This window comes from Paenibacillus sp. Y280 (assembly GCF_056786335.1).
Genome location: NZ_JBXCIW010000005.1, coordinates 280,819 through 303,204, shown reverse-complemented (window position 1 = coordinate 303,204; position 22,386 = coordinate 280,819). Strand labels below are relative to the sequence as shown.

At 44.5% G+C, this 22,386-nt stretch carries 20 protein-coding genes and 1 pseudogene; 4 read left to right on the top strand and 17 right to left on the bottom strand.

Features of this window, described 5'->3' with window-relative positions:
- Positions 1-93: 93 nt before the first annotated feature.
- Entirely contained in the window at positions 94-960 is an 867-nt protein-coding gene (locus tag AC1TPC_RS09395) for an NAD-dependent epimerase/dehydratase family protein (RefSeq protein WP_482066594.1), read from the bottom strand.
- Positions 961-1,005: 45 nt separating this feature from the next.
- Entirely contained in the window at positions 1,006-1,266 is a 261-nt protein-coding gene (locus AC1TPC_RS09390; RefSeq protein ID WP_482066593.1) for a metal-sensitive transcriptional regulator, read from the bottom strand.
- 255 nt (positions 1,267-1,521) lie between these two features.
- Between AC1TPC_RS09390 and AC1TPC_RS09385 the strand changes: the two are divergent.
- Positions 1,522-2,328 (top strand): annotated as a pseudogene (locus AC1TPC_RS09385) (IS1595 family transposase); the annotation flags it as partial.
- 74 nt (positions 2,329-2,402) lie between these two features.
- Entirely contained in the window at positions 2,403-2,825 is a 423-nt protein-coding gene (locus AC1TPC_RS09380) for a hypothetical protein (RefSeq protein ID WP_482066592.1), read from the top strand.
- Between the two features lie 244 nt (positions 2,826-3,069).
- Here the strand turns inward: AC1TPC_RS09380 and AC1TPC_RS09375 are convergent, their stop codons facing one another.
- Entirely contained in the window at positions 3,070-4,323 is a 1,254-nt protein-coding gene (locus AC1TPC_RS09375; protein ID WP_482066591.1) for an MFS transporter, read from the bottom strand.
- Positions 4,324-4,607: 284 nt separating this feature from the next.
- On the opposite strand from AC1TPC_RS09375, the gene AC1TPC_RS09370 reads away from it, so the two are divergent.
- Complete coding sequence (locus AC1TPC_RS09370) at positions 4,608-4,970, top strand: hypothetical protein (protein WP_482066590.1); 363 nt, start codon at positions 4,608-4,610, stop codon at positions 4,968-4,970.
- 667 nt (positions 4,971-5,637) lie between these two features.
- Here AC1TPC_RS09370 and AC1TPC_RS09365 read toward each other — a convergent pair.
- The 11 genes from AC1TPC_RS09365 to AC1TPC_RS09315 all read right to left on the bottom strand — a co-directional run bounded on the left by AC1TPC_RS09365 (position 5,638) and on the right by AC1TPC_RS09315 (position 17,342).
- Positions 5,638-7,671 carry a glycosyl hydrolase family 18 protein gene (locus tag AC1TPC_RS09365; RefSeq protein ID WP_482066589.1) on the bottom strand — a complete coding sequence of 678 codons (2,034 nt, stop codon included), beginning with the start codon at positions 7,669-7,671 and terminating at the stop codon, positions 5,638-5,640.
- An 18-nt stretch (positions 7,672-7,689) separates the two neighbouring features.
- Positions 7,690-7,911: a hypothetical protein gene (locus AC1TPC_RS09360; protein ID WP_482066588.1), complete on the bottom strand. Its 222-nt coding sequence runs from the start codon at positions 7,909-7,911 to the stop codon at positions 7,690-7,692.
- Position 7,912: 1 nt separating this feature from the next.
- Positions 7,913-8,128 carry a hypothetical protein gene (locus tag AC1TPC_RS09355; protein ID WP_482066587.1) on the bottom strand — a complete coding sequence of 72 codons (216 nt, stop codon included), beginning with the start codon at positions 8,126-8,128 and terminating at the stop codon, positions 7,913-7,915.
- Positions 8,125-8,364: a hypothetical protein gene (locus tag AC1TPC_RS09350; RefSeq protein ID WP_482066586.1), complete on the bottom strand. Its 240-nt coding sequence runs from the start codon at positions 8,362-8,364 to the stop codon at positions 8,125-8,127. The genes AC1TPC_RS09355 and AC1TPC_RS09350 overlap by 4 nt, the downstream gene beginning before the upstream one ends.
- Positions 8,365-8,505: 141 nt before the next feature.
- Positions 8,506-8,646: a ribbon-helix-helix protein, CopG family gene (locus tag AC1TPC_RS09345; protein WP_482066585.1), complete on the bottom strand. Its 141-nt coding sequence runs from the start codon at positions 8,644-8,646 to the stop codon at positions 8,506-8,508.
- 72 nt (positions 8,647-8,718) lie between these two features.
- A complete protein-coding gene (locus tag AC1TPC_RS09340) occupies positions 8,719-9,462 on the bottom strand; it encodes a peptidoglycan recognition protein family protein (protein ID WP_482066584.1) in 744 nt (247 codons plus the stop codon).
- Positions 9,422-9,694, bottom strand: coding sequence for a hypothetical protein (locus AC1TPC_RS09335; RefSeq protein ID WP_482066583.1), 273 nt, complete (start codon positions 9,692-9,694; stop codon positions 9,422-9,424). The genes AC1TPC_RS09340 and AC1TPC_RS09335 overlap by 41 nt, the downstream gene beginning before the upstream one ends.
- A 166-nt stretch (positions 9,695-9,860) precedes the next feature.
- The gene (locus tag AC1TPC_RS09330; protein WP_482066582.1) at positions 9,861-10,130 is read right to left on the bottom strand and encodes a hypothetical protein; all 270 of its coding nucleotides are present in this window, start codon (positions 10,128-10,130) and stop codon (positions 9,861-9,863) included.
- A gap of 548 nt (positions 10,131-10,678) precedes the next feature.
- Positions 10,679-15,127, bottom strand: coding sequence for a hypothetical protein (locus AC1TPC_RS09325; protein WP_482066581.1), 4,449 nt, complete (start codon positions 15,125-15,127; stop codon positions 10,679-10,681).
- Positions 15,128-15,132: 5 nt separating this feature from the next.
- Complete coding sequence (locus AC1TPC_RS09320) at positions 15,133-15,501, bottom strand: lytic transglycosylase domain-containing protein (protein WP_482066580.1); 369 nt, start codon at positions 15,499-15,501, stop codon at positions 15,133-15,135.
- 41 nt (positions 15,502-15,542) lie between these two features.
- Positions 15,543-17,342 carry a hypothetical protein gene (locus AC1TPC_RS09315; protein WP_482066579.1) on the bottom strand — a complete coding sequence of 600 codons (1,800 nt, stop codon included), beginning with the start codon at positions 17,340-17,342 and terminating at the stop codon, positions 15,543-15,545.
- Positions 17,343-17,578: 236 nt separating this feature from the next.
- Between AC1TPC_RS09315 and AC1TPC_RS09310 the strand changes: the two genes are divergently transcribed.
- Positions 17,579-18,808 (top strand): hypothetical protein, encoded by a 1,230-nt coding sequence (locus tag AC1TPC_RS09310; protein WP_482066578.1) that lies wholly within the window; start codon positions 17,579-17,581, stop codon positions 18,806-18,808.
- Between the two features lie 34 nt (positions 18,809-18,842).
- Here the strand turns inward: AC1TPC_RS09310 and AC1TPC_RS09305 are convergent, their stop codons facing one another.
- From AC1TPC_RS09305 to AC1TPC_RS09295, 3 genes are read right to left on the bottom strand one after another with little or no spacing between them, the layout of a single operon-like run.
- Entirely contained in the window at positions 18,843-19,115 is a 273-nt protein-coding gene (locus AC1TPC_RS09305; protein WP_482066577.1) for a hypothetical protein, read from the bottom strand.
- A gap of 9 nt (positions 19,116-19,124) precedes the next feature.
- Complete coding sequence (locus AC1TPC_RS09300) at positions 19,125-20,807, bottom strand: glycosyl hydrolase family 28-related protein (RefSeq protein ID WP_482066576.1); 1,683 nt, start codon at positions 20,805-20,807, stop codon at positions 19,125-19,127.
- Positions 20,804-22,384, bottom strand: coding sequence for a hypothetical protein (locus tag AC1TPC_RS09295; protein WP_482066575.1), 1,581 nt, complete (start codon positions 22,382-22,384; stop codon positions 20,804-20,806). Before AC1TPC_RS09295 ends, AC1TPC_RS09300 begins: the two co-directional genes overlap by 4 nt.
- Positions 22,385-22,386: the final 2 nt, after the last annotated feature.

The window sequence follows — 22,386 nt, the reverse complement described above, 5'->3', positions numbered from 1 at the left end:
AACCCGAAAACAGCGGCTAGCGCTAGCGTCGGGTTAAAGCGGCCCGCTTGGGGCTGAGTTGGCTTATTTAAGCAAATATAGCATCGCAACGCTTTATTGCTCCATGAAGAAATGCTGCTGTTGCCAGCCTAGCAACTCTTTCAGCTTGGCGTTCGACAGAAAGCTGGTTCGTCCAGGCAATTGCTCGGCATGCTTCGCAAGCTCAGGAATGAATTGATGAATCAGCTCTTCGCTTGGCAGATGGGTCGAAGTGTCGTCCGCAGCGAGTATAATCGCCTGAGCGCCTAGACCATCCTTCTCCACCGCTAATCTGCAGGCTGCTGCCATGTCCCTTACATCGATATAGCTCCAAAGTATGCGAACGCGCTCTTCCGGTGTTTCAAAGGTCTGTCTCACTCTCGGGTAATCCTTCGGTTCAAGTATATTGCCAAGGCGGAATGAAATGACCTGCATGCCTGTTCTTCTATGGAACGCTTCTCCCGTCATTTCATTTACCATTTTGGATAAACCGTAGCTATCCTCGGACAATTGCGGATGGCTTTCATCGATTGGCAAATAGTTCGGCGCAAAAAACTGATTCGCGAATACGATCCCGTAGGACGACTCACTGGATGCCAGCACCACCTTGCTGATGCTCAAATTAGCGGCAGCCTCCAAAATATTGTAGGTGTTCATCACATTATTGCGGAAGGTGACGTCGTTCGGATAAATAAATGCTTCCGGTATCGCTGCAAAATGAATCACTGCCTCAACGGGCTGCCTGTCCCTGATGCTAAATTGCGATAAAGCATTGTGCACCTGACCCAAATCGTTCAGATCTACAATTAGCGTCTGGCATAAACGCTCTTCAGGCAGCTTCCAATCCAAATTCAGCACCTCGTATCCGTGCTCAATCAAATCTTTAATGATCCATTTGCCTGCTTTCCCGCTGCCGCCGGTTACGACTATTCTCTTTTTCATCCAAACATCGCTCCATCCATCTGCATTTGAACAAAACCTTATATTTTAACGGCTCTTTATCAGCAATTTCATCGCTTCTTTGACGACTTTTTCGGTATCTTTGCCCGCTGCTATTTCCTCAAGAATACATTTCTCCAAGTTTACCGCTACGATATAGGCAATTGCTTTATCTGCCGCGCTTCGAATGGCGGATAGCTGACTAACCACGTCCTTGCAGTGCTGCTCCTCTTCCATCATGTTCAGAACGCCTCGAGCTTGTCCTTCGATACGCTTCAGTCGTTTCTTTACATCATCATCATATTTCATCCAAACACGCTTCCTTTCCATTCCTTTATCCATTCATCGCTTGCTTTCCACGCAGGCCTTAAACCTATATAGTAGATAGGCTATTTCCATATCCTGTTGACATTAAATAAATTATATACCTAGTTAGGTATCGAGACAATGGAATTGCGCTTCCATGACAGGAAGAAGCTATCACGCGTCGTGATAGCTTCTCCAATCGATCATGCATCCACAATCAACCTTTGAAGCGAATCCATTCCTTTTTTTTGCTTTAATTACCGCTGTAAAGCCTGCCGTCAAACCTTCAACGACCTGACAAACACCCCAATTCAACGGTCCAGAAAACCTCATCTTTGGGTTCGGTTCATTGAATGTATGATTGAGGGTTTTTCACTTAGAAAGTGTGCTGAGATGTTGCATGATGAGGAGACGCATGTAACCCTGTTTTATTGGAGGCATAAGATTCTTGCTGCTTTGAAAAAAATTCCAACCGAATCATTTCATGGTATCGTCGAAATGGACGAGACCTATTTCTTGTACTCTGAGAAAGGGAAAAGAAACATCACCGAGCGCAAGGCTCGTAAACGCGGCGGTAAAGCTAAATATCGAGGTATCAGCAACGACCAAATATGCGTATTGGTCGCCCGCGACTTGCCATAAGATGACTTTCTCTGGCGTTCTTGGACGTGGTCGTATTCGGACTATGAAATTGGATGAAGCGATTGGCGGTCATTTATCAGATTCGAACGTACTCTGCACTGATTCTTGGGGAGCATTTAGTTCCTATGCCAACTCGAAAGGGTTAGTCACTACCGCTTCAAGTCCGACGGGAAACAGCGTGTGAAAGGCGTTTACCACATTCAGAACGTGAACAGCTACCATAGCCGTCTGAAACGCTGGATTGACCGCTTTAACGGCGTTGAAACGAAGTATCTGCAACATTATTTGGCTTGGTTCCGTTATCTAGACAGCTAGGAATATGAGAACACAACGTCGAATAAGAAAAATATGTTGGTCGCGTCGTGCCTGTTTACTGTAAATGAGACAAACAATAATCTTCGACGAACGGCTTTTTCTTGCTGAACAAACGGACAGGATGACGCAAAACAAAAAATAAATATGCGTATATACAATAACCAACTTTGTTAGGGGAGGAAATGATGAAAAATAAAAAATTGATGACTCTGATAGGTCTTTTCTTTATTGTGATATATTTTGCATTCAATATTTGGATGTTAGCCAGTGTCAAAGCAACATTGAGAACAATATATCTTCATCCAGAGAAGTACAATCAAATAGTGCATAAACAAGTGACTGGATCAGCATTAAATAAGTTTCATAGAAAAGAAATATACCCATCAAGTTCATCAAGCCAAGATGATATAATCGTTTACTCAACGAATATGGGATTTGGATTACACTTTTTCTACTCAGGTACCATTTGGATTAAATATACATACAAAGGATTAGACAAAAACACAATGGAAGTCAAATATGGTTCATCAAAAGTTCCAATGCAATTAAAGGTAAAACTGAAAAATGGAAGCTGGAGAATAACTGACAAATATGAAAAACCATAATATATAAACAGGTAACGAGAGCAGAATAATCAACATAGATCAGGTCGCCAATTTGGAGTTGGTTGTCATTAAGCTCCCTCGAACGTTAGTTAAATTAACCGCCTTTTCAAAGGGCGGTTTTCTTTAGGGCTAAAAACAACATTAAGGTTTAACATAGCCAAAAAGAAAAGAGACTGCCCAGATCCGTTTAGACCTGACTGGACAGTCCCACATTCGTATAGTTATTGAGATATGCCTAACCTTATTACTGCTCGGCATACTGCTTCTCTTTTATCAACATGACCGAAATATACTGAAGCACTGCTGTAGTGAACAGCACCACCGGCATCCATATCGAAGCCAAATCCGAAGCAAGTAATATAAGGACGCTTATTGAAATTACCCTCCCTACATTCAAGAACAGCTCCCTCATGACAACCGATTCAACGCGAAGCTGTCCTTTGAGCGGCAGCGTTCCAATGAGACGATAGTAATACGAGGTAAGCGTATTGACCGCGAGCGGATTGCAGATCGAGAACAAAATCATAAATACGGCGACTGACCAAAATGCAACCTGGAAGAGCAGCAATGCGGAGCCTATCGCAACGCCTGTCGTTGATAGCAGCACATATTTGCGTACTTGCTCCTTTTGCGCTTTCCGAGAAATGACATATCCTGTCGCAACGGTCAGCGATGAGAAGAAAACGCCCATGTAGCCTACCCAATCCTCGCGGCCAACCGTTTGATACAGCATAATATTGGGAAGAAACAACATGATGCCCTGGAACAGCCCGAGCACAAAGAAGCTGAACAACGCCTTGAGCCAGCGCCGGTTTTTATTCATCACAAGACCCATAAACTTTAAATAATAGGCTTTATGGTGAGACGGCACCATCGGAATGCGGAAGCTGACGAACGCAGCTATTAGGAACATGATGAAGGCGAGTGTAAAAATAACAACATAACCGTGCAGCCCCTCGCTTCGATGAATAATAAAACCGGCAAGCGCTGGACCTGCAAGCCCCGACGCATTAAAGAAGATCATATTGATCGCCAGAAACCGAATCCGGTTCGCTTCCGTCGAGACATCATATTGTATGACTAAGTATCCGGTCCAATATAGACCGGCAGCAACGCCGTTAAAGATAGCAAACCATATGTAATATTGGGCAACTAGCTCCTGTGAAATAACGACCATTAAGTAAAAAATGGCGATCATGACGATGCCCAGCCGGTATGTCACCATTCGGTCACGCTTCTTGGCAATCCAGCCTCCAAGCGCGAACGCAGGCGGCGTCAGCAAGAAAACGACGATGTTATAAATCCCGTTTACTGTTAAATCCTGTGTTAGCCTCCACAAATATAAGTTAAGAAACAAACCTGACATCGATGCGCCGAATTGAAAGCAGCAATGAATCGTTAAAGCAGTTACAGCATCCTTGCCGAGCCTGCTTTCTGGCGGAATCGGCGAACCTTTGAATCGATTAAATCTGCTCCAAAATCTGGTCTCCGTCTGCATATGCTGCATCCCCCGTTGGTTCTCAACTAATTAACCTAGCTTTTTAATTAGTTTATCACATGGATACCTATTAACCTTGGCTCAAGAAAGCGCTCTCTCCTTCAAAATAACCGTTATCCTCGCATATGGAGCGACCTAGTAACCTTATTCATTGTTTTTGTCCATCGTTCGCATGATTAGACTTGTCGACTCAACTTGAAAATGGTAGACATAGCAGTTAAAAGGATTTAAACTAACAAATATTAACATATATTCAAACACAGATGGATTTATCGGAGGCGCTTATGAAATTAAAAATTAGGCTAGTCGTCCTTTTATTGCTGGCTGCTGGATTTATTGCAATCGTCTTTACCTCATTCAGCTTTTCTGCTTTACTCCATAAAGAAGGCTTTTCGCGGGATGATATAAGAGCGGATGAAGGCTATTCCATTGATGCGAAACATTTGACAAAGGTCATGCTAGCAGCAAACGAGGATAAAAATAGTAAACAGCCGATTTCGGGGACAAAGGATTTCTATTTGAACGTGGACTATTTCGATGTAAACGACAAGCTGCTATTATTCGCACATACCGTAACAGGCAAGCATCAAAAAATGATCGGCTCGGACGAAGTGAAGGCATACTTAAAAACGCAGCTGAAATCATAATTATGGAATCGCATAAACGAAGAAACAGCTATTCCAATAGTCGATACTTCGCGTATTGGACACCTCCCTTTTTTATACTTACGAACGTAATTTGTCGTGGCTCATACGCCAAATCCGAGCTTTAAGCGCATATGTGCGCTTAAAGCTCATCAAAACACATGATTTGTTAGCTGTAAGAGCAAATACGTGCTTATCGACGAAATACGTGGTGGCTCATACGCCAAATCCAAGCAATAAGCGCATATGTGCGCTTAAAGCTCATCAAAACACATAATTTGTTAGCTTTAAGAACAAATACGTGCTTATCGACAAAATATGTGGTGGCTCATACGCCAAATCTGAACTGTAAGCACATATATGCGCTTACAGCTTACCAAAACACATGGTTTGTTAGCTGTACGAGCAAATACGTGCATATCGACGAAATACGTGGTGGCTCATACGTCAAACCTGAACTGTAAAACTCAAAAGTCATTTAGGATACATCACCCTACTTAACGGCATAGATCATCCTAAAAAAACGCCTCCAATCCCACACTTGCATAGTGGTTTTGGAGACGCTTTTTCATTTTTTCAGAATCACCTGCTGCATGTCACTCCCACGAGTAACCGTTTATCTACGATAGCCGCAAGCTAATCTACTGCGCTTGCGCTGGCCATAGCTCGACTAAGCCTGCGCTTGCCATAGCGCCAGTACAGCAGATGGTTCCCAGCCAACTAGCGCTTTATGTGCTTGCAAGCATTTATACGTCACACCGTTATAGCTAACCAAATCTCCGACATTATAGGAAACACCCGCACTCCAGACTGAAGCGCCAGTACCTCCGGAGCCGCCCCCGCTGCCTGAGGTTAGCGTCACCGACACTTGCGAGCTTGCTACCGAGCGATTGCCGGCTGCGTCCTTTGCTTTTACAGTGAAGCTATACGTCGCTCCTGCCGTTAGGCTGCTAATAACAACGGACGAAGCTGTAGACTGAGCGATAAGTGTCGTTCCATTTAATATTTCATAGCCAATCACGCCAATATTATCTGTTGATGCGCTCCAGCTTAACGATACAGATGAGGACGTTTGTCCAGAAACCGCTAATCCAGCAGGCTTGCTCGGAGCTGTCGTATCGGCAGGTACAGTTGTACCGCCGCAAGGCCCGATTACTTTCCAAACACCCCATGCGCCTGACTGATCAGGACGATCACCTTGCGTCCACCATTTTGCCTCGTAAACCACTCCGTTATACTTTACTTGTTTACCACCGTTATAGGCGGTAGCTGCCGCCCACTCCGCAGCAGGACAAGAGCTCGAAGGTGCCGCTTCTGTCGTGACCGTCAATACCGAGCTCGCTGCCGACAAATTGCCTGCCGCATCCTTTGCTTTGACGGTAAACGAATAGGCTGTTCCAGCAGTTAATCCGCTAATCGTTGCTGATGTGCCGGCAACGGTCGCAGCGAGTGTTGTGCCGTTATACACCTGATACCCAGTCACGCCTTTATTGTCCGTAGCTGCCGACCAGCTAAGCGTCACGCTTGTTGTCGTTTTTGCCGTGGATGTCAAATTAGCAGGAGTGGAAGGAGCTGTCGTATCAGCAGGGTCGGTTGGATTTCCGCCGCCTGGTGTGCCTCCGTTATTTAAATCTCCTGCAAGTTTATCTAACAGCTTACTTCCGCTGCAGCTATAGTTGCTGCTAACGCGACAATCGGAGGAAAGCTCCCAGAACATGCCGCCCGCTAAACCTTTTGTTTTTAAATAATCGATTTTGTAGCCTAACGATTCATAGTCATCATAGCTGATAAAAACTTTGGAGGAAGCGTTGTATAAGTAAGGCACTTTCGCAACGTTATTCCAATAACGCACAAATCCGTTTTTGTTAATATATTTAGCCGCCAAATCGCCATAATCGAAAACGCCAGCTTCCCATGTTCCTGCTGGCGGCGAACCGGCGCAAGCCTGATATTGGCCATCGCCGTTTGGACCTGCCGCGCAGCCGCTCCAGCCGCGACCATAGAAAGGAACGCCCATAACAAGCTTGCTTGCTGGGACGCCAGCATCCAAATGTCCCTGCACGCCCATCGCGGCATTAAAAGTACTCGCGTTAGGAATGCCGGCTTGCACAGCTGCAGAATCGGTATATAGAGGCGCGTTATGCGCGCTCTTGGTGCTCCAGCCGCCATTGAAATCATAAGTCATGATGTTAATCCAATCGACCGCAGCCGCTATTTTTGCAAGCTCTGTATTGCTTACATAAGACGGCGATGCACCTGAAGCGATCGTTAGCTCATAGGTCTTGCCGTCAACGAGCTCAGCCGCATCCAGCTGCTTGCGGACCTCCTGCAGGAGCAGCGTATAGTTGCTTTTGTCTTGCGGCCTTGCGCTGTTGCCAGCCAAGCCACCTCCTACCGGATACTCCCAATCAAGATCAACGCCATCGAATTGATAATGACGAATAAAGTCGACGGCGGACTTCGCAAACACTACCCGAGTTGCGGAGCTTGCGGCGACGTCCGAGAAACGATTCGACCATGACCAGCCCCCGATGGAAATAATCGTTCTTAGATGCGGGTTCGCTTGCTTGAGCTTGATAAGCTGGCCTATATTTCCTTTTACCGGCTTATCCCATGTATCTCCTGCAAAAGCCTTTTGCGCATCGATCCATGGGTCTCCATGACTTTCACTACATATCAGAATGAAGCAAAAAAATATCCCCAACCTGTGGATAATTGGGGATTACATCGTATTCGGTGGCAGAGGTGGCATAATCCGTTCCTCTACCTTGCCGTTATTGTAAATATTGATTTTCAGCAGTCGGCCATCTTTTACTTTATAGTTGTAGATGCAGTATTCATACATGTGACCGCCGCGGCCGAAGTATTCAAGCTTGCCATACTTCTCGAAATAGGCTTTCGCTTCTTCAAGTGAATTGAATTGGGGGAGTGGCTTCTGTTTCATTTTAATCCTTCTTCAATATACCTGCGCTGGGCATAGTGCAGTTTTGAAGATGGTTAATGTATTTATCAGTAACTTCGTTCTTTTGATCTCTTAGTGTAAATACCATCCCGATTAAAGCGTCTTCGATATTCATTTTTTTACTCTCTACCAATTTTATATACCCATTAACTACGGGGTCGGTCATACTTAACTTGTAAAGATCATTCATTGTTTTCATTTACCTTCCTCCTCAATAATAGACTTATCTTCATACGACGCAATAAGCTGCCTAGCATTATCTAATTTAGTTTCCATTAGGGTCAGATCGTAAATTGTTGAACTGTTAATCTCTTTTAGTCGTTCGATTTCTTCTCTTAGTCTTGTATAATCCTCTACATCTTTATTCCATTGCTCGATAGGTACGATGACATATTCGTCACCAAGCAGCTTACGGGCTTCATCAATTTTGCTCATTTAACTTCCTCCTCTGTCACTTCTACATCCATTTTGATGCCGCAATAATGGCAATAATAGATGGTCTTTTTCTCATCATTGCAATAATAATGTTTAATAAATGAAAGATCGCTAGGTATGTGTGAAGGCATTTTATCGCATTTATGCATTTGGTTCACTCTCCTTCACATGTTTTTCTACAGCTTTCCTGATTTCTTCGGCCATGCTTGTCTTCTTATCATAAGCTAATTTGCGAAGTTCCTCATATAATTCTTCTGGTAAGTATGCAGGTATTGATTTCATATTATCACCTCATACTTATTTTACCATATTGATATCATGATATCAATTAAAACAAATAAAAAAAGAGCTCCACTAAAGGAGCTCTTCTGCACGCATAATATCCGCTACCCTCGACAGCTTTCTAATTGCTTCAGGTTGATTCCTACCGGGAGTTAAAGCTTTCTGATAAAGGTCTTTAACTCTGATTTCAAGTGCTGCAGCATTCAGAAGCTGGCCCTGCAAGTTTTCATTAAGCTCCATGCTTAGATCAATACCAGCAATATCCGCGCGCACCTTGTCCATGCTATATCCCGGGCATGCGGTTGGCGTGATCTCTCCATGCGATTTTAGAGCCTTGAAAGCTGGCATGCTGCCTTTGGCGATATAGTAAGCCACATATAAGGCGCTGCGGTCTGCATCGTTTAGCACGTCATTTGCAGCGTAATTGCCTGATACAGATATATGAACGGTATAACCATTATTAGAAGCAACGCCATATGTGAAGGTTGTCAGATCGTTACAAATATACACCGTTCCATTCCGGACGAACAGATGATAGGGGAATCCTCCATCTCCAGCGGCGCGGTTCTTCGTTAGCCGGATATGCGAATTTGCAATGTTCTGTATCAGCTGTATGTCGCTGTATTTGGCTGTTGAAGCCTTGGACAATGCGTCATGATGCATAACTATATCTGTGAGTGCATCGACGTTCCTAGGTGGATTTATGTCCGTCCAACTCCCTTTAGGGTTAACCGGTATCTGATCGCGCAGGTCAATGATAGGAACATTAGCCAGGCTATTGGGCAGAATCTTGGGTAAAGTCCATTGAGTTGTCATTTGCAGGCTCCTTTTCTACTCTGGCTTTGTCGATACCGCCCTCAACCATGATATAAACCCATGTTGAAATCGTACCTACTGTAAGGTTGATGATCGGCATCCATGTGTTGAGCTGACCGTCAATGTCCAGAGTGCCGGACAAAAACAAATAGGCGCTAACTCCGTTCACGATTAACGATGCCAGAAGGGCTTGAAACTTCGTTCTTCCGAGCTTTTTTAGGTATTCTTTCATTAGTACCACTCCCCATGATAATTTGTATGACCGCTTTGAGCTCGTCGGAATAGGTATCATTGGGCTTTCGGGTCCAGACCATACAATGCCCTCTTTCCTCATGATCGCATCGAGCTTAGACTCAATGCGCGCTTGATTAGTCACGTAGGATTTAACTTCTCCGTCCTCATCCGCTATGAGCCAAGGCAGATACTTTCGCAACCGGCGCCGGACTTTGCGCTGCTTCAGAAAATAAATCAAAAACATAATCGCTGTCGTCGGGCTCAGACCGTAACGGATGAATAGTTCCGATGCATGCAGCATCCAATCGAACATAGGCATGACCTCTGTATAACAGTTTGTCGTAAGTGTCTCGATCAACAAAAAGAGCGATAAGGCGTAGCACCTCGTCGCTCAATGGTGAATAGTAGTATTCGTCTTCATGAAATTCAATCAATCGCACCACCTCCATAATTAGACTTGTAACCTGCTATTTTTACTCGGACCGACTTATCTACTTTCGCGGTATTTTAGGATATAAAAACCGCCAAACCCCTTATTAAATAAGGTTTTTTCACTCGGTCGATTTTGTGCAATTGAAATGATAGTTTCATAGTGCTAAAAACTGCACATGGAATTGATTTTTCACATGTTGAACACAAAAAGAGCCATAGGGTGCTTCCCCATGACTCTCTTGACCGGTGCTTCCGGATATGAGATTAGTATAATAAATTGCTAATTATATGTCAATTAGTTCATTAAGTGGAATGATAAGCCGCCCAAGACTATGAGGACTACCCCTATTAAGACGAATATGTTATCAAATACCTTGAACAATCGCACTTCCCATCTGTTTGACCATTCCTCGTTGATGGATTTCAATTCCTGATTGAACTCATTTAACTCGTCTATGGGCATACTGTTGATTCGTTTTTTCTTTTCGTGTATCCATAGTCTAGCTTCTTTCACGCTCATATCTTTGGTGATTGCTCTCAACTTATCACCTCACTTTGTCTTTTTCAATCCAACGTCCTGCTTAAGTTTATTTCTCCCTATTTTACCAGCTGCATCAAAGGCTGCAAGAACTTTCTCGATTTTCTTATCAGTAGGAAGGTCAGGATTAATTTTCTTAAGCCTTTCAGCCGTTTCTCTTCCGACGATCGTCTGTAATTCAACGAACTGCGCTGGTGTAAGATCGACTTTTCTTTGAAGACCTGTGACAGCATCTTTACCGCTCACATATTTGGCAACAGATCGTGGAGCAAGGTTTTTGTCTCCTGTTTCATTTAGCAAATCCACGACCAATTGAGCCTCGGCAGATGGCCTGTATTGGCTTCTTGCAGCAGGAGAGATAAATACATCAAAAAAGCTGTTCGGCTTCGTCAGTGGCTGTCCTAGCGTGTCCACGCGTTGCGGCATTTGCTGCGCTAATCCTGGTATTTGCGACTCAGCTGAGTTGGTTATTTTACCGAGTGTATCCGTTGAATATGTTTCTCTTACTTTGTCATCAAACAGCGTATTAAACTGTCTCGCCAAACTCGGAACGAACTGACTAGGAGCTTGTTTGATTAAATTAAGAGCAACAGCTTTGAAGGCATTGTTTTCCCCAGCAGGGATTTGGAAAGCCTCACGAATGCCGGATAGCAGAGATGAATCCAACAGTGTGCTGGCGCCGGACAATGCCGCCTCTGCCGCTGTCTGCGCAAATCCTTGCTTGTCCTTCACGCTTTGGTAGATGTTTGATCCAATCGCCATTGGCATTGAGCTAGGTTGCGCCCATTGATAAGCCCATAGCGTATCGCCCGGCTGAAGTTTGGCCGCTTGATCTGCGTCACCGCCCGTTCCAATCGCTCCTAGCATGCGTGTGAGTGCTGATCCATTTATTTGAAAATCCTTAATGCCCGTACCTTGCATCAGTTTGCGAACTTCTGGGTCCTTATTCGATTGACCGAATAGAGCGCCTTTATCAGTCAACCAATACGCTATAGCTCCCATTCCTGTGCCCATCAGAGCGCGAGTAACAGAATTGATTACGTCAGCTCTAGTGAGGTCGGTATTCGGATTGCGAAGCACCTCATGTGTCTGTTTCAATGCCTTAAGGATGCCAACGGGTGAATAATCCAAACCTCGTAGGAACAGGTTTGCTGGAGTTTTAGCAAATGGCACAATCAATGATCCGGCGCCGAACTCAGGGGAACCGGTTGAAAGTCTGTTAGCCCCTCTACGGAATCCCATGATCTTTTGTGCTAGTAAAGAATCATCTTGAAGTGTCGCAAATTTCCCGTACTCTTTAGCAATGTTGTGTGTAGCATCGTCAATGTTCGTCATATACGTTTGCATATGGTTACGAATTGCATCGGCACCCTTAATGCCTTGGTTAAGCGCGTCCAGATACGCCATTTCGCTGATGCGTTGATTTGTCGCCCTTGTATAGGCTGCATAGTCAAAGCCCTGTAGAGCGGCGCCTAGCGACTTCTCTAGGTAAGTCATAGGATTATATTTGCTGCGGAATGCCTGACCTTGAATCTCGTACTTAGACGTCAATCCTTCCGGGCTAACACCGCGCCATCCGGCAGATAAACCTTCTCCTAGACTGCTCCAATAGTCTTTAGCAGGCTTAAAGAAGTTGTCCCATACTGTCGGACCACTTTTAAAGCTGATTGTTCTCGGCCCGCCAGTGATTTTCGATGCTGCGAAATCGATTGGTGTTCCAATTAGCTTTGTCATTCTCTCCAACCGGTACATCATCTCGTTCCCTACAACGTTTCTGATTTGCGTCAGAGGATTGAGAAGCATTGCGATGTATTGTGCTGCAGATAATTTTCTCCCTACGCCAACCTTTTCGAACGAACTCATAAGCGCTTGAAGGTCCTGGGAAGCTACGCGGCGCTCCTTATCTGCCAAGGACGAAACCTTTTGAGCCATGTTGCGAATGAAATCAACATCTGCCGGCGTCAGTTGATCCCCTTTTTGCTTGATAAAGCCCTCTGCAACACGTTCTGCCTTGCTAATTACCTCGTCATTGATTTTTTTAGCGCTCTGATTACGTAATTCCTGCGACTTCTGGAAGATTTCCCGAAGATAAGGACGTACATTTTCTCCAAGATCACGAACCATTTGCTCGGACCAATCAGAAAATTTGATTGCACTTCTACCTAATTTTGTAGCGCCGACAATGGCATAATCAGCCCACTCGTCTAGAGGCAGTGCGTTCGCTTGACCTCTGCGCCCTCTGATACGTTCTAATGCTGCTTTTTCTTGAGATTCAAAAAAAGTCGATACCCTATCACGAACACGAACATCTCCCATTTCTTTAGGAACCGATGCAGTACGTGGTGCTCGGATATCTGATGGCTTTAGAAATCTTTTAGCATCTGCAACGAAATCAGCTACGGTTTGCTTCTCAGCAGCGCTGATCGATTCACCTTTACGCACGCGCTCCATGATTTCCACAACAGTTCCTGCACGTTCGCGGCTGCCGCCAGCTGCTTGTATAGCTCCTGCTGCGTCAGTAATGCCTTGTGCTTGAGTCGCGGATATCTTAACCTCCGCTTGACCGCGAAATAGGTTCTCGTTAATACGTGATACTTTACGTTGTGCGGCCAATAGTGCTCCTTCAGGTGACAACCGGTTCCAGATTGATGCAGCTTGAACGGCTTGACCTGCTTCCGTTAATTGTTTTGATACCTTTTCAGCTATGTTAACGGCACGTTCAACCTGCCCAGCATCTTGAAGCTGCTGGATTAGTCTCATCCCAGTTGCAACGTCATCTGCCTTGAATTTAGTTTTACCTAGCAATTGCGCCTCTGTCTGATCAACTCCATGTTGTTCAATGCGGTCGTTAGCTCTTTTCAAGGTTCCTAGATTGGTTATTTTCTTATAATTCCGATCAGCGGATTGCTCTAACCCTTCTTTTACGCCAGGGTCAACACTATCAGATTGTCGCAAAGTACTTACAAATCCGCGCTCCTGTGTCGGCGTGCGTGTTGCTCTCACTAGTGCTGGTGTATCGATCTGCGCGTTAACTGGTGTTGCATCTATAACATCATCATTCATTCTTACAGGCGACGAAGGTGACACTTCTGAAATAGGAATGTCTGGTGTTGTGATTGTTTGTCCTGCAGGCTTTGGAGTGCCATCAGACAATGCGAATCTTACTTTAATAGGGGCATCAATAGCGCCCGCAATGTTACCCATGCGTAAGCGGTCAACCTCTTTGCTGACACTTGGCGTTTTGCCACTCAGCAAGCTATCTAGGTCATAGCCGCGCTCCTTGGCCGCTTGCTTCGCAATCGTGAACATGTCCATACCATTCTGCACTTCAGAAGCCAACTGCCGCATATCCTCGTATGAGAGCTTACGCATATCATTAAGAGATACATCTCCAATATGAGGTTTAAGCCATTTCGCTAGCTCATTTGGATTCTCGAGCGGCGGTGTCATTCGTTCGAATACGACAGGCTTGATGTCGCTCATGACCTTGTTGACGTAGGTTTCGTTGTCTGCAAACTTTAATGGTCCATTTGTAGGGCTATCACCTGCTCGTTGGATCGCTTTAGATGCGCCGAGCAAATTTCCTAATGCTTCCTCACCATACTTAGTTGCTACCGCTCCTGCGCCTTTTATAACACCAGTAATTAACCCTGCCCCAGCACCACCAAATAAAGCTCCCCATTTCGCTTGGTTAGCAGCTTCGGTGAGTCCTCCGCGTGGATTGTAAGCTAATGATTGTCCAGCTCCAGCAAGTGCGCCAGTCAGACCTTCTTTAATTACTTCTCTAACAATTGTAGGCGCTGCTTTTGCACTGTTTCCAAGAACAGGGGCGACTTGCGATAAACCAGTCCCTATAAACTTAGACACACCTAACAGCGCTGTTGGTCCCATCGCAGGCGTGTAAAATTGCTCTGCAAGTTTCGCTGGTTTTTCTGTTACTTTCTGTACAGCCACTATTGGTTCTCGCAATCTATTCAGCACGCTTAGGACAGGATTTCCTGCTACCTTCTCCCTGTTTTCAGCTATTTCCTTATCAAAATTGCTTTGTATAGTAGGTTTTGGAGGCCCTAACATTGGCCGCAAATCAGGATTTACACTCTGTGGCGTGAATGCGGTTGTTGCTGTCTTTAGTTGATCGCTTGCGCTTGGGAGAGATGTTGGCATTTGTTGCTGCGGCTGGAATAGGTTATTAGCTGCTTGCTGACTCTCAAATACCGTTGGCAATAGCGGAAACGGATTTTCTACTGGTTTAGGCTGCGGTTGATTACGAGATAAAGCCCCTCGAACTTGAAGGGGCTGTGATGATTGCGCTTGTACTGGTGACAAATCTTGCGGACTAACGACGATATTCGACGATGATTTGAAAGATGGAGCCGTATAAGTAGCATTTAATGATGAATCTATGGGCGTGTATGTTGGTTTTGGTGCTGTGATTCTCTTTTTTTCTTCCTTCTTAGCCAAACAGATCACCCCATAATCTTCTGAATGTATTTCTTTGTTTCATCTGGAGCATAAGCTAGCCAATTATTTCCGTATTGCTTAACGGCCTTATCAACGTTTCCTCCACCCCAATTGTAACCGGCTAGAGCTTTTGATAAGTCACCATCATACTTTGCGAGTAAACCGCTCATCATCTTGCCTGCTGCATCTGCCGCTTGGTCAGGTTTGAAGGGATCAATGCCATAACCTTTTGCGGTCGCTGGCATGAACTGGAACATACCGGATGCACCACTTTTTCCATTCTTTGCGTTAGGATTAAATCCCGACTCTGCTGAAGCAATAGCATTTAGCAAACCGTCAGGCAATCCGTATTTACTATTAGCCCCATCGATCATACCAGCGTACTGGGCAGGTGCTGCTTTATTGGATACGCTGGTTACTGAAAAACCTCGGGATACTCTTTTTGCAAGGCGTTAATCTCATTGATCGCATAGCCGGCCTTAGTTAGCGCTGTGACAACGTCTGAACCTCGTAGCCCTGTTGTATTGATCATATTAACGAAGGCTTCCTCGCGCCTTGTAGGATCGCTTACTACACCATATTTTTGCTTGCCCTCATCATCTATGCCGACTACCTTCTGCAAAGCTTGTGAGAGCATGTCGCCAGCTGTAGCAGCTGATATAGTTTGAGCAGTTCCGGCTTTAGCTGCATCAGCCATTTGCGAGTAAGTGAATTTATCTTGATCCAGTGTTAACGAAGCTTGACGGTATGATTGGTCTGAAGTAGGTGTTCCAACTGGTACGCCAAGGATAGAAGATACTGCTGGTGTTGCAGTCCCTGTTGTGGACCACTCTTGCAATGCTGCGTTACGAGTTGCAAGTTCTCGAGACTGTTGCTCACTCACAAGGCTACTAGCCACTTGCTGACCTTGTAGCGTTTGCTCACCAGCATTGGCATTTTTAACGAGGTTGCTCCAATTAGATAGAGGACCAGCGCCTAAATTGCCTGTTTGAGTTACTATGTCTTGATAAGCATCCCAGTTACTTTGCTTATTAGCTAAATCCATCTGCTGACCTGCGAGAGTGCGTGCGCCCGATAGTCCAGCCAATGCATTCATACCTACATTGTTGCTTGCTGCACCATTCGCCCCGGACGCACTACCAACGTTTGGGAGGTTACCAGTTTGATTTGCTACATCCATCAGTTGGCCCCAATCTTGTGCCGATCCTTGAAGCGTGCGCTGGCCGCCAAAGTTTCCAGTTAACTGGCCAACATTAAGCCCAAAGTCACGCTCAGCAGCTAACAATTCTTGATAAATCGCTCTTTGGCGCTCCGGCGTAAGCTTGTCAAAGTTCGCAATTTCCGTAGATAACGAGTTAAGTGTATTGTCGAGTTGAGATGCGCGAGAAGTATCATCAATTGACCTGCCGCGCTGCACCTGTGCTAATTGGTAATTTGTCGCGCCGCTGAATGGATTTTTATTTCTTAGCAGTGCTTGGTCTTCTAATACTCGATTGTCCTTGATGAGCTGATTCGAGTACTCAGCGTTGTTTTTCAGCGCGCCCATTTGCGTATTGATCGCATTCAACAATGCCGCTCTCTCAAGCGCTGTAGCGTCCGTAGCCTGCTGCTGTAATTGACCTGAGCTTTGTACGTTTGTTACCGCATCACTCGGCACATAGCCCCCCGAAGGCGTTACAAGTGCGTTTGTGTTCGGCTGCCCTTTGTTGTTGATGTAATCAATAAGCTGCTGCGTGTCCATTCCCTTAACGGCGGTAGCTTCATCTGCTGATAAGGCGCCGTAGTGCTGTTGTGCGTTGTTAGAAGCCCAACCTTTGTTTCCTGCGTCATACTGCTTTTTGCTGTAGAGGATTTCATTCAACGCATTGCCGGAACCGCCGTAATTAGTCGTTGAAGCCTCGTTATACTTTGGGATGCCTCCGAGTGGAGTTACAGTTGGTTTTGCTCCTGCCGCTGCTTGGCCTGCTGATACAAAGCTATTACCAGTAGGTTTGGTAACGGGGCTTCCCGTGCTAGTAGGCACATAGCCTCCGCTTGGTGTTTTTACAGCATTGCCCGATCCTGCCGGTTTGGCTACTCCTGCACTTGCTTGCGCTGCACTCATGGGCTTTATAGCGTTGTATTGCGCTTGGTTAGCTGAACTTGTTGGGGCTATTCCGAGACTCTTCTTGCGTTGGAGCTCTGCCGCTACGGCTGCTGCGCTCATTACTGCCATTGTTCATTCTCCCTTCGTAATACTTCATTTTGATAATGTGACGTGAAAAGGCCCGAGTCTGCCATGCTCCCGGGCGTTTGTGTATTTGTTTCATGATTCGATGGTAGTGGTAGAAAATCCAGTTCATCGTTTCTACACCCTTAATTACATAGTTTGTTCGTATTACGACTTAAGTCCCTCAAACATAAAATTTTATGATATACTACATTTTGAATTAATTAGGAGGTATCTTAATAATGGAATTATCACTAATAAGACCGCGCCCAAACTACTTAAAACCAGCAATCTTTTGTTTATTTACAGCATTAATGATTATACTGGTCGTTATCCAAGATTGGTCTATACATATTTCCAATATTGCTGCATTCGTCATGTTTTACGCTGCATCGATGATGGTTATATGGAACTCAAAAGTTCCTAAGTTATTGTCAGGTATAATTACCGCAATAACCACTATAAAAATGCTTTATTCCTATCATCTTTACTCAACCATAACGAGCCACTTTCCGGATAGCTTTGGATATTTAGATCGTTTTGCAGAAATAAAAAAAACACCATCAGTTTTTCTAGATCCCGTCGAAATGACTCAAATTGCTAGAAGTTCACAACTCACTTTTTATTATGTCATGTACGTTGTAAATGTCTTTTTTGATACTACATACGCTTTCTACTTAGTTAATATATTATTTTTCACTGCCAGCATCGTGTTGTTCTATAAGATAGCTTTAGAATTTGGTAATAAAGTCGCGTACACAGCAACACTCTTTTATGTTCTATCTTTTACAATGACAGTCTTCACAAGTAATGTGCTGAAGGACAGTCTAATACTCTACTTGTCAGTCCTAGCGATTTATTTATACAAGAAGCATAGAAAAATAACCATTTCAGTTGCAATCGTTTTAGCATTTATTCTTGCCTCGCGAGTCTACACAGGATTTGCCTTTATGGCAGCTATTTACTTTGATTTTCTGATTAACCATTGGAAACAAATTTCATTTAGGAAAAAATTATTTAACATAACGGTGCCCGTATTCGTAATCATTTACCTAATCAGAACACCGATTTTTTTTGACTTAACATCGAATACTCAACTTTTTTTGAATAAAAATTTGGGTATTGGAATTATCTCTTCCACCCTTCTTGGATTCATTCACATGTTTTTCGCTCCATTTCCTTGGGGAACTTACGTATCAGGTACAATTACACCATATTCAATTATTGAAATAGATTCCTTTTTCGCATTACTCTTTGGCTATTTCTTGTTCAAGTTTTTTATGAAATGGATCTTCTATAAAGACTTGCGTAAGAAAACATTCCTCTTCTTAATACCTATTTTCGTTCATGCCGGTACACTCGGTGTTGCATATGAGGGAGGATCAACTAGGCAAAGGATCGCCGTTTTTGGTTTCATGATTCTCTTATTCGTTTTAGGAAAATACTATAAGCCAGAAGAAAAAGAGAGTTAGCTCATTAGGAGCTAACTCTCTTTTCTCTTATTCATCATGCATCTATTGCACCCGCAAACACAGGAAGTGTCTTGATGTATTCATATGCTTGTTTATCCCAACGTAGTGCGTTTTCGTCTTCACTTGGTGTGAATGTGTAGTTCATATGCGCGACAGGTGCTTTGCCATCACCGCATAGCGTTTCAGACACAAACACTTCCAAGCTAACAGTCACAATGTTTTTGTTTCCGTTAATACCTTGAACTCTGATATACGCCTGATTTAGGACTAATCCCGAATCTAATGTAAAATCTTTTTTAATAGCCATAATTACCCCCTACCAAGTCGCTATAGCAACTCGTTTCCATGTATTGGTTGCATGACAAACATATAAGTGTGAAGCGTCATATGCGAAATCACCTTTAGCGCCTGTACTTGCCGCGGTAGCTGGTACAGCCACTTCTCGAATTAAAGTTCTAAGATTCCCGTCATTGTTCCGATATTTCGCCATAAAGTCCGCTGAATCGATGTATATACTGTTATTGAAAATCTGTCCGTTCGCAGTTGGTGTAAATATTGCTTGACGGTGGAGCATGTCCCCTTTAAAACTAATTCCGGCAATCTTGGTCGCTAAAGTTGAGTCTGAATAAACCGCAAGCATGTCCCCGCCGAATCCACCTGTAGGGAACATTTTAAGACCGTCAATTGAGTTGTCTGCGGGATTCATGGTCAATCGACGTATCAGATTCACCATATTTCCCGATTCCGAGTCTCCCCAACGATTATTATCTGTTCCAGCATCAATAAAATGATCTGCTACAACGCCTCCTGCCATGGTGCAACCAAGGGTCATGTTCTTTCTTGATCCTGTCACATGTTCAAACCCTCCGCCTGTAGCTCCGGCATTCTCCATCCGAATATGTGTGAAATGGCAGCTTGTACCTGCATTTTTAATCCAGCGTCCCGAAGTGTCCGCGATCATTACTCCCGCATTAACAACGATAGTGTCACCCTTAACAATTTCGATGCCGTTTTGACCGCCTGTAATGACCGTCTTAGTATCCACGATATTTGCATTTGGGGCATTACCTGCAATATCTGCATCAAATTTAATGCCGTGAGTAGTTGATGCCGTACCAATGCTTCTACATATGAATTTGTTGTAGTAGCTATTGGAATATACAAGTATACTGGCATTCGGAACTTGGCCAAACTCGATATCAAATACCCCTTCTTGGGTTTTTTCGGTCTTGAGACCTCCGGCATTTCCTGTTGATCCCGACACTCGTAAACCAATTATTTGAGGATACATGGTGTAGTTTGTTGGATCAGCCGATTCAAAGGCGTATCCGGTACCTGTGTTCGTGATTTTTGTTGCAGTGTACCCAGCGCCAATGATTGAAACATAGGATTTATACTTTAATGATTCTGTTATTTTGTAGTTTCCAGGAGGCAAACACACAATTCCACCACCTGATGCGCTAACAGCATTTATAGCTGATTGTATCGATGTTGTATCATTATTAGTCCCATTTCCTGTTGCCCCAAACTTCATAACATTTACAGCACGCCTATCAAACTCTGCTTGTACTGCTATGTCACCAAAGTCGGTTAGGAGCGTTGGATCGAGTTGATTTGCACCAACAGCTCCATTAGCAATTTTAGAGCTTGTCACCGCAAAATTAGCCAATTTAGCAGTCGTAACGCCTAGATCAGCAAGTTTTACTGTAGTAACTGCGCCGTTAGCGAGCTTCATCTCCACAATGGCACCATCAAGTATTTTAGGGCCTGTAACAGCACCATCAGCGAGTTTAGCTGTTATGACACTACCGTCTGCCAGTTTAGCAGAGGTTACGGATCCGGCTCCCTGTGCGTTGTTTAGATCGTTAATAATTGCGTCAAGGTATTCGTAAATCTCTTGGAATACCGCAAGACGCAATGCCGATACAGCGACCTGATTCGGTACGAGATTGGGTGATAGGTTATTTAAATTCGTGCGATCTGTCGGGGCTAATGTCATTTTCCGCTAACCCTCCCTTTAAATTTGTCCTTGAATATCTTTACCGGCTCGTTCCTTGGATTTTCCCAAAGGACTTGCACGTACTTGGAAAGTCGAGAGTAATCGAATAGTATTTCGTCCGGCTCATTCACCAAATCGGTAAAATCTATGTTTACATACTTCGCAACGTCCCAACTTGAAATATCTTCTATCATTGCTTGGTTCTTGATTATTTTCTGCATCACATCTGTCACATCAGAAAATATGAAGGTTATGTCTAGTGTCGCTGGTACCATATGTTGCTTCGATTCCACGATATATGCGTCCCACATCGATGCATAACCACTAAACTCAAGCGACATAGCCGCCGTATAGCGTTTGAAATGCACTGGTGTACCTGTTGCCTTGGTCGATTCGTTAAAATCGCTGTACAGGTCATCTGCGAACTTGTGAAGGTGTCCCGTACTGCCTCCAAAGTATAGCGTTCCATTGAGTGAAGCATAGGCTTTAACGTTAAATGTCAACCAATCCGTGTACCATTCTCTCGTACGGGTGTCGTAAACGTAGGTGTAATTCACGCCAGCCTTTTGGAATGATAGCAAATACAGCTGCTTCTCAGGGTGAAACTCTGCCACCGCTGCCGCTTTCTCTGCTTCAGTCAGCCCTAAATCTTGAAAGTTGATCTTGCCTTGCATGATGGACCGAGTGGCGTACTGCCTTCCTCCACCGTCCGCTAATGCCGTGAATATTTCATGTACTTCATTATCAGAAAGGAACAAAATAGCCTGCGTCCCATCAGGATATGTCACCTTTTTGATCGATCTTGGAGCAATTACGCCATACTCAGTGTTCAGATAACGATCTGCCTTGAAGTTATCGAACGTTTCCCCTGTAATGATGTTCCATCCCCTGCGCATCGGAACTAAACATACATCGTCAAAGGAAACACCGTTGCCGTTGATATAATCGTTATCTTTCACTAAGAGGAAGTACTGCACCTCTGGCACGTAATCGAACTCAAACCGTTTGGAGTAGAATAGCTCATTAGTTCCTGGACTCATGAACACATGGCCTGTATACTCCCATATGAAGTTAATACCCTTAGTATTGACCGCCGCTAGAGCGTTAGCCGGTGCCGGACTCGCATCATTAGCTGCCGGAGTAACAAGCGTCACCGCCGCACCATCGCATTGCTTGAGTGCTGCACCATCGGCTATGAGCATCCGAGTGACCAATAGGCGGTTAGTAAAATCTACTGTGTAAATATCAGGACGATTCAGCGGTGCTGTCATGGTTAAAGGTGTGAGCGCCGTAGTGCCGTTGTATTTGTACATTGTTGTTCCACTGGCGGCATATATCTCTTCTGCTAAGGACGAGCTAGGAGATGCCTTGTAGATCGTTAAATTTTGTATGGGTGATGGTAGAGCCGAAGTTGTAACCGGAACCGTTCCCGGACGCTGTGAAATATCTCCATCCAGGTCCATATATGCGTTCTGCATGCGTGGAGACTGAGACCGCGGTATAAGAGAGAACTGCAAAGCCGTATTAGCTCCTGCATACGAAGGTGTTTCCAATTCAGCGTATTGTTTATAGGCCATAG

Bases quoted from the DNA above. Each gene is read 5' to 3' on its own strand.
- AC1TPC_RS09340 (WP_482066584.1), bottom strand. From the start codon at position 9,462: ATGACAACTCAATGGACTTTACCCAAGATTCTGCCCAATAGCCTGGCT.
- AC1TPC_RS09390 (WP_482066593.1), bottom strand. From the start codon at position 1,266: ATGAAATATGATGATGATGTAAAGAAACGACTGAAGCGTATCGAAGGA.
- AC1TPC_RS09380 (WP_482066592.1), top strand. From the start codon at position 2,403: ATGATGAAAAATAAAAAATTGATGACTCTGATAGGTCTTTTCTTTATT.
- AC1TPC_RS09360 (WP_482066588.1), bottom strand. From the start codon at position 7,911: ATGAAACAGAAGCCACTCCCCCAATTCAATTCACTTGAAGAAGCGAAA.
- AC1TPC_RS09375 (WP_482066591.1), bottom strand. From the start codon at position 4,323: ATGCAGACGGAGACCAGATTTTGGAGCAGATTTAATCGATTCAAAGGT.
- AC1TPC_RS09300 (WP_482066576.1), bottom strand. From the start codon at position 20,807: ATGACATTAGCCCCGACAGATCGCACGAATTTAAATAACCTATCACCC.
- AC1TPC_RS09310 (WP_482066578.1), top strand. From the start codon at position 17,579: ATGGAATTATCACTAATAAGACCGCGCCCAAACTACTTAAAACCAGCA.
- AC1TPC_RS09395 (WP_482066594.1), bottom strand. From the start codon at position 960: ATGAAAAAGAGAATAGTCGTAACCGGCGGCAGCGGGAAAGCAGGCAAA.
- AC1TPC_RS09305 (WP_482066577.1), bottom strand. From the start codon at position 19,115: ATGGCTATTAAAAAAGATTTTACATTAGATTCGGGATTAGTCCTAAAT.
- AC1TPC_RS09345 (WP_482066585.1), bottom strand. From the start codon at position 8,646: ATGAAATCAATACCTGCATACTTACCAGAAGAATTATATGAGGAACTT.
- AC1TPC_RS09355 (WP_482066587.1), bottom strand. From the start codon at position 8,128: ATGAAAACAATGAATGATCTTTACAAGTTAAGTATGACCGACCCCGTA.
- AC1TPC_RS09320 (WP_482066580.1), bottom strand. From the start codon at position 15,501: ATGATCGATGGGGCTAATAGTAAATACGGATTGCCTGACGGTTTGCTA.
- AC1TPC_RS09295 (WP_482066575.1), bottom strand. From the start codon at position 22,384: ATGGCCTATAAACAATACGCTGAATTGGAAACACCTTCGTATGCAGGA.
- AC1TPC_RS09370 (WP_482066590.1), top strand. From the start codon at position 4,608: ATGAAATTAAAAATTAGGCTAGTCGTCCTTTTATTGCTGGCTGCTGGA.
- AC1TPC_RS09350 (WP_482066586.1), bottom strand. From the start codon at position 8,364: ATGAGCAAAATTGATGAAGCCCGTAAGCTGCTTGGTGACGAATATGTC.
- AC1TPC_RS09335 (WP_482066583.1), bottom strand. From the start codon at position 9,694: ATGAAAGAATACCTAAAAAAGCTCGGAAGAACGAAGTTTCAAGCCCTT.
- AC1TPC_RS09315 (WP_482066579.1), bottom strand. From the start codon at position 17,342: ATGGCAGTAATGAGCGCAGCAGCCGTAGCGGCAGAGCTCCAACGCAAG.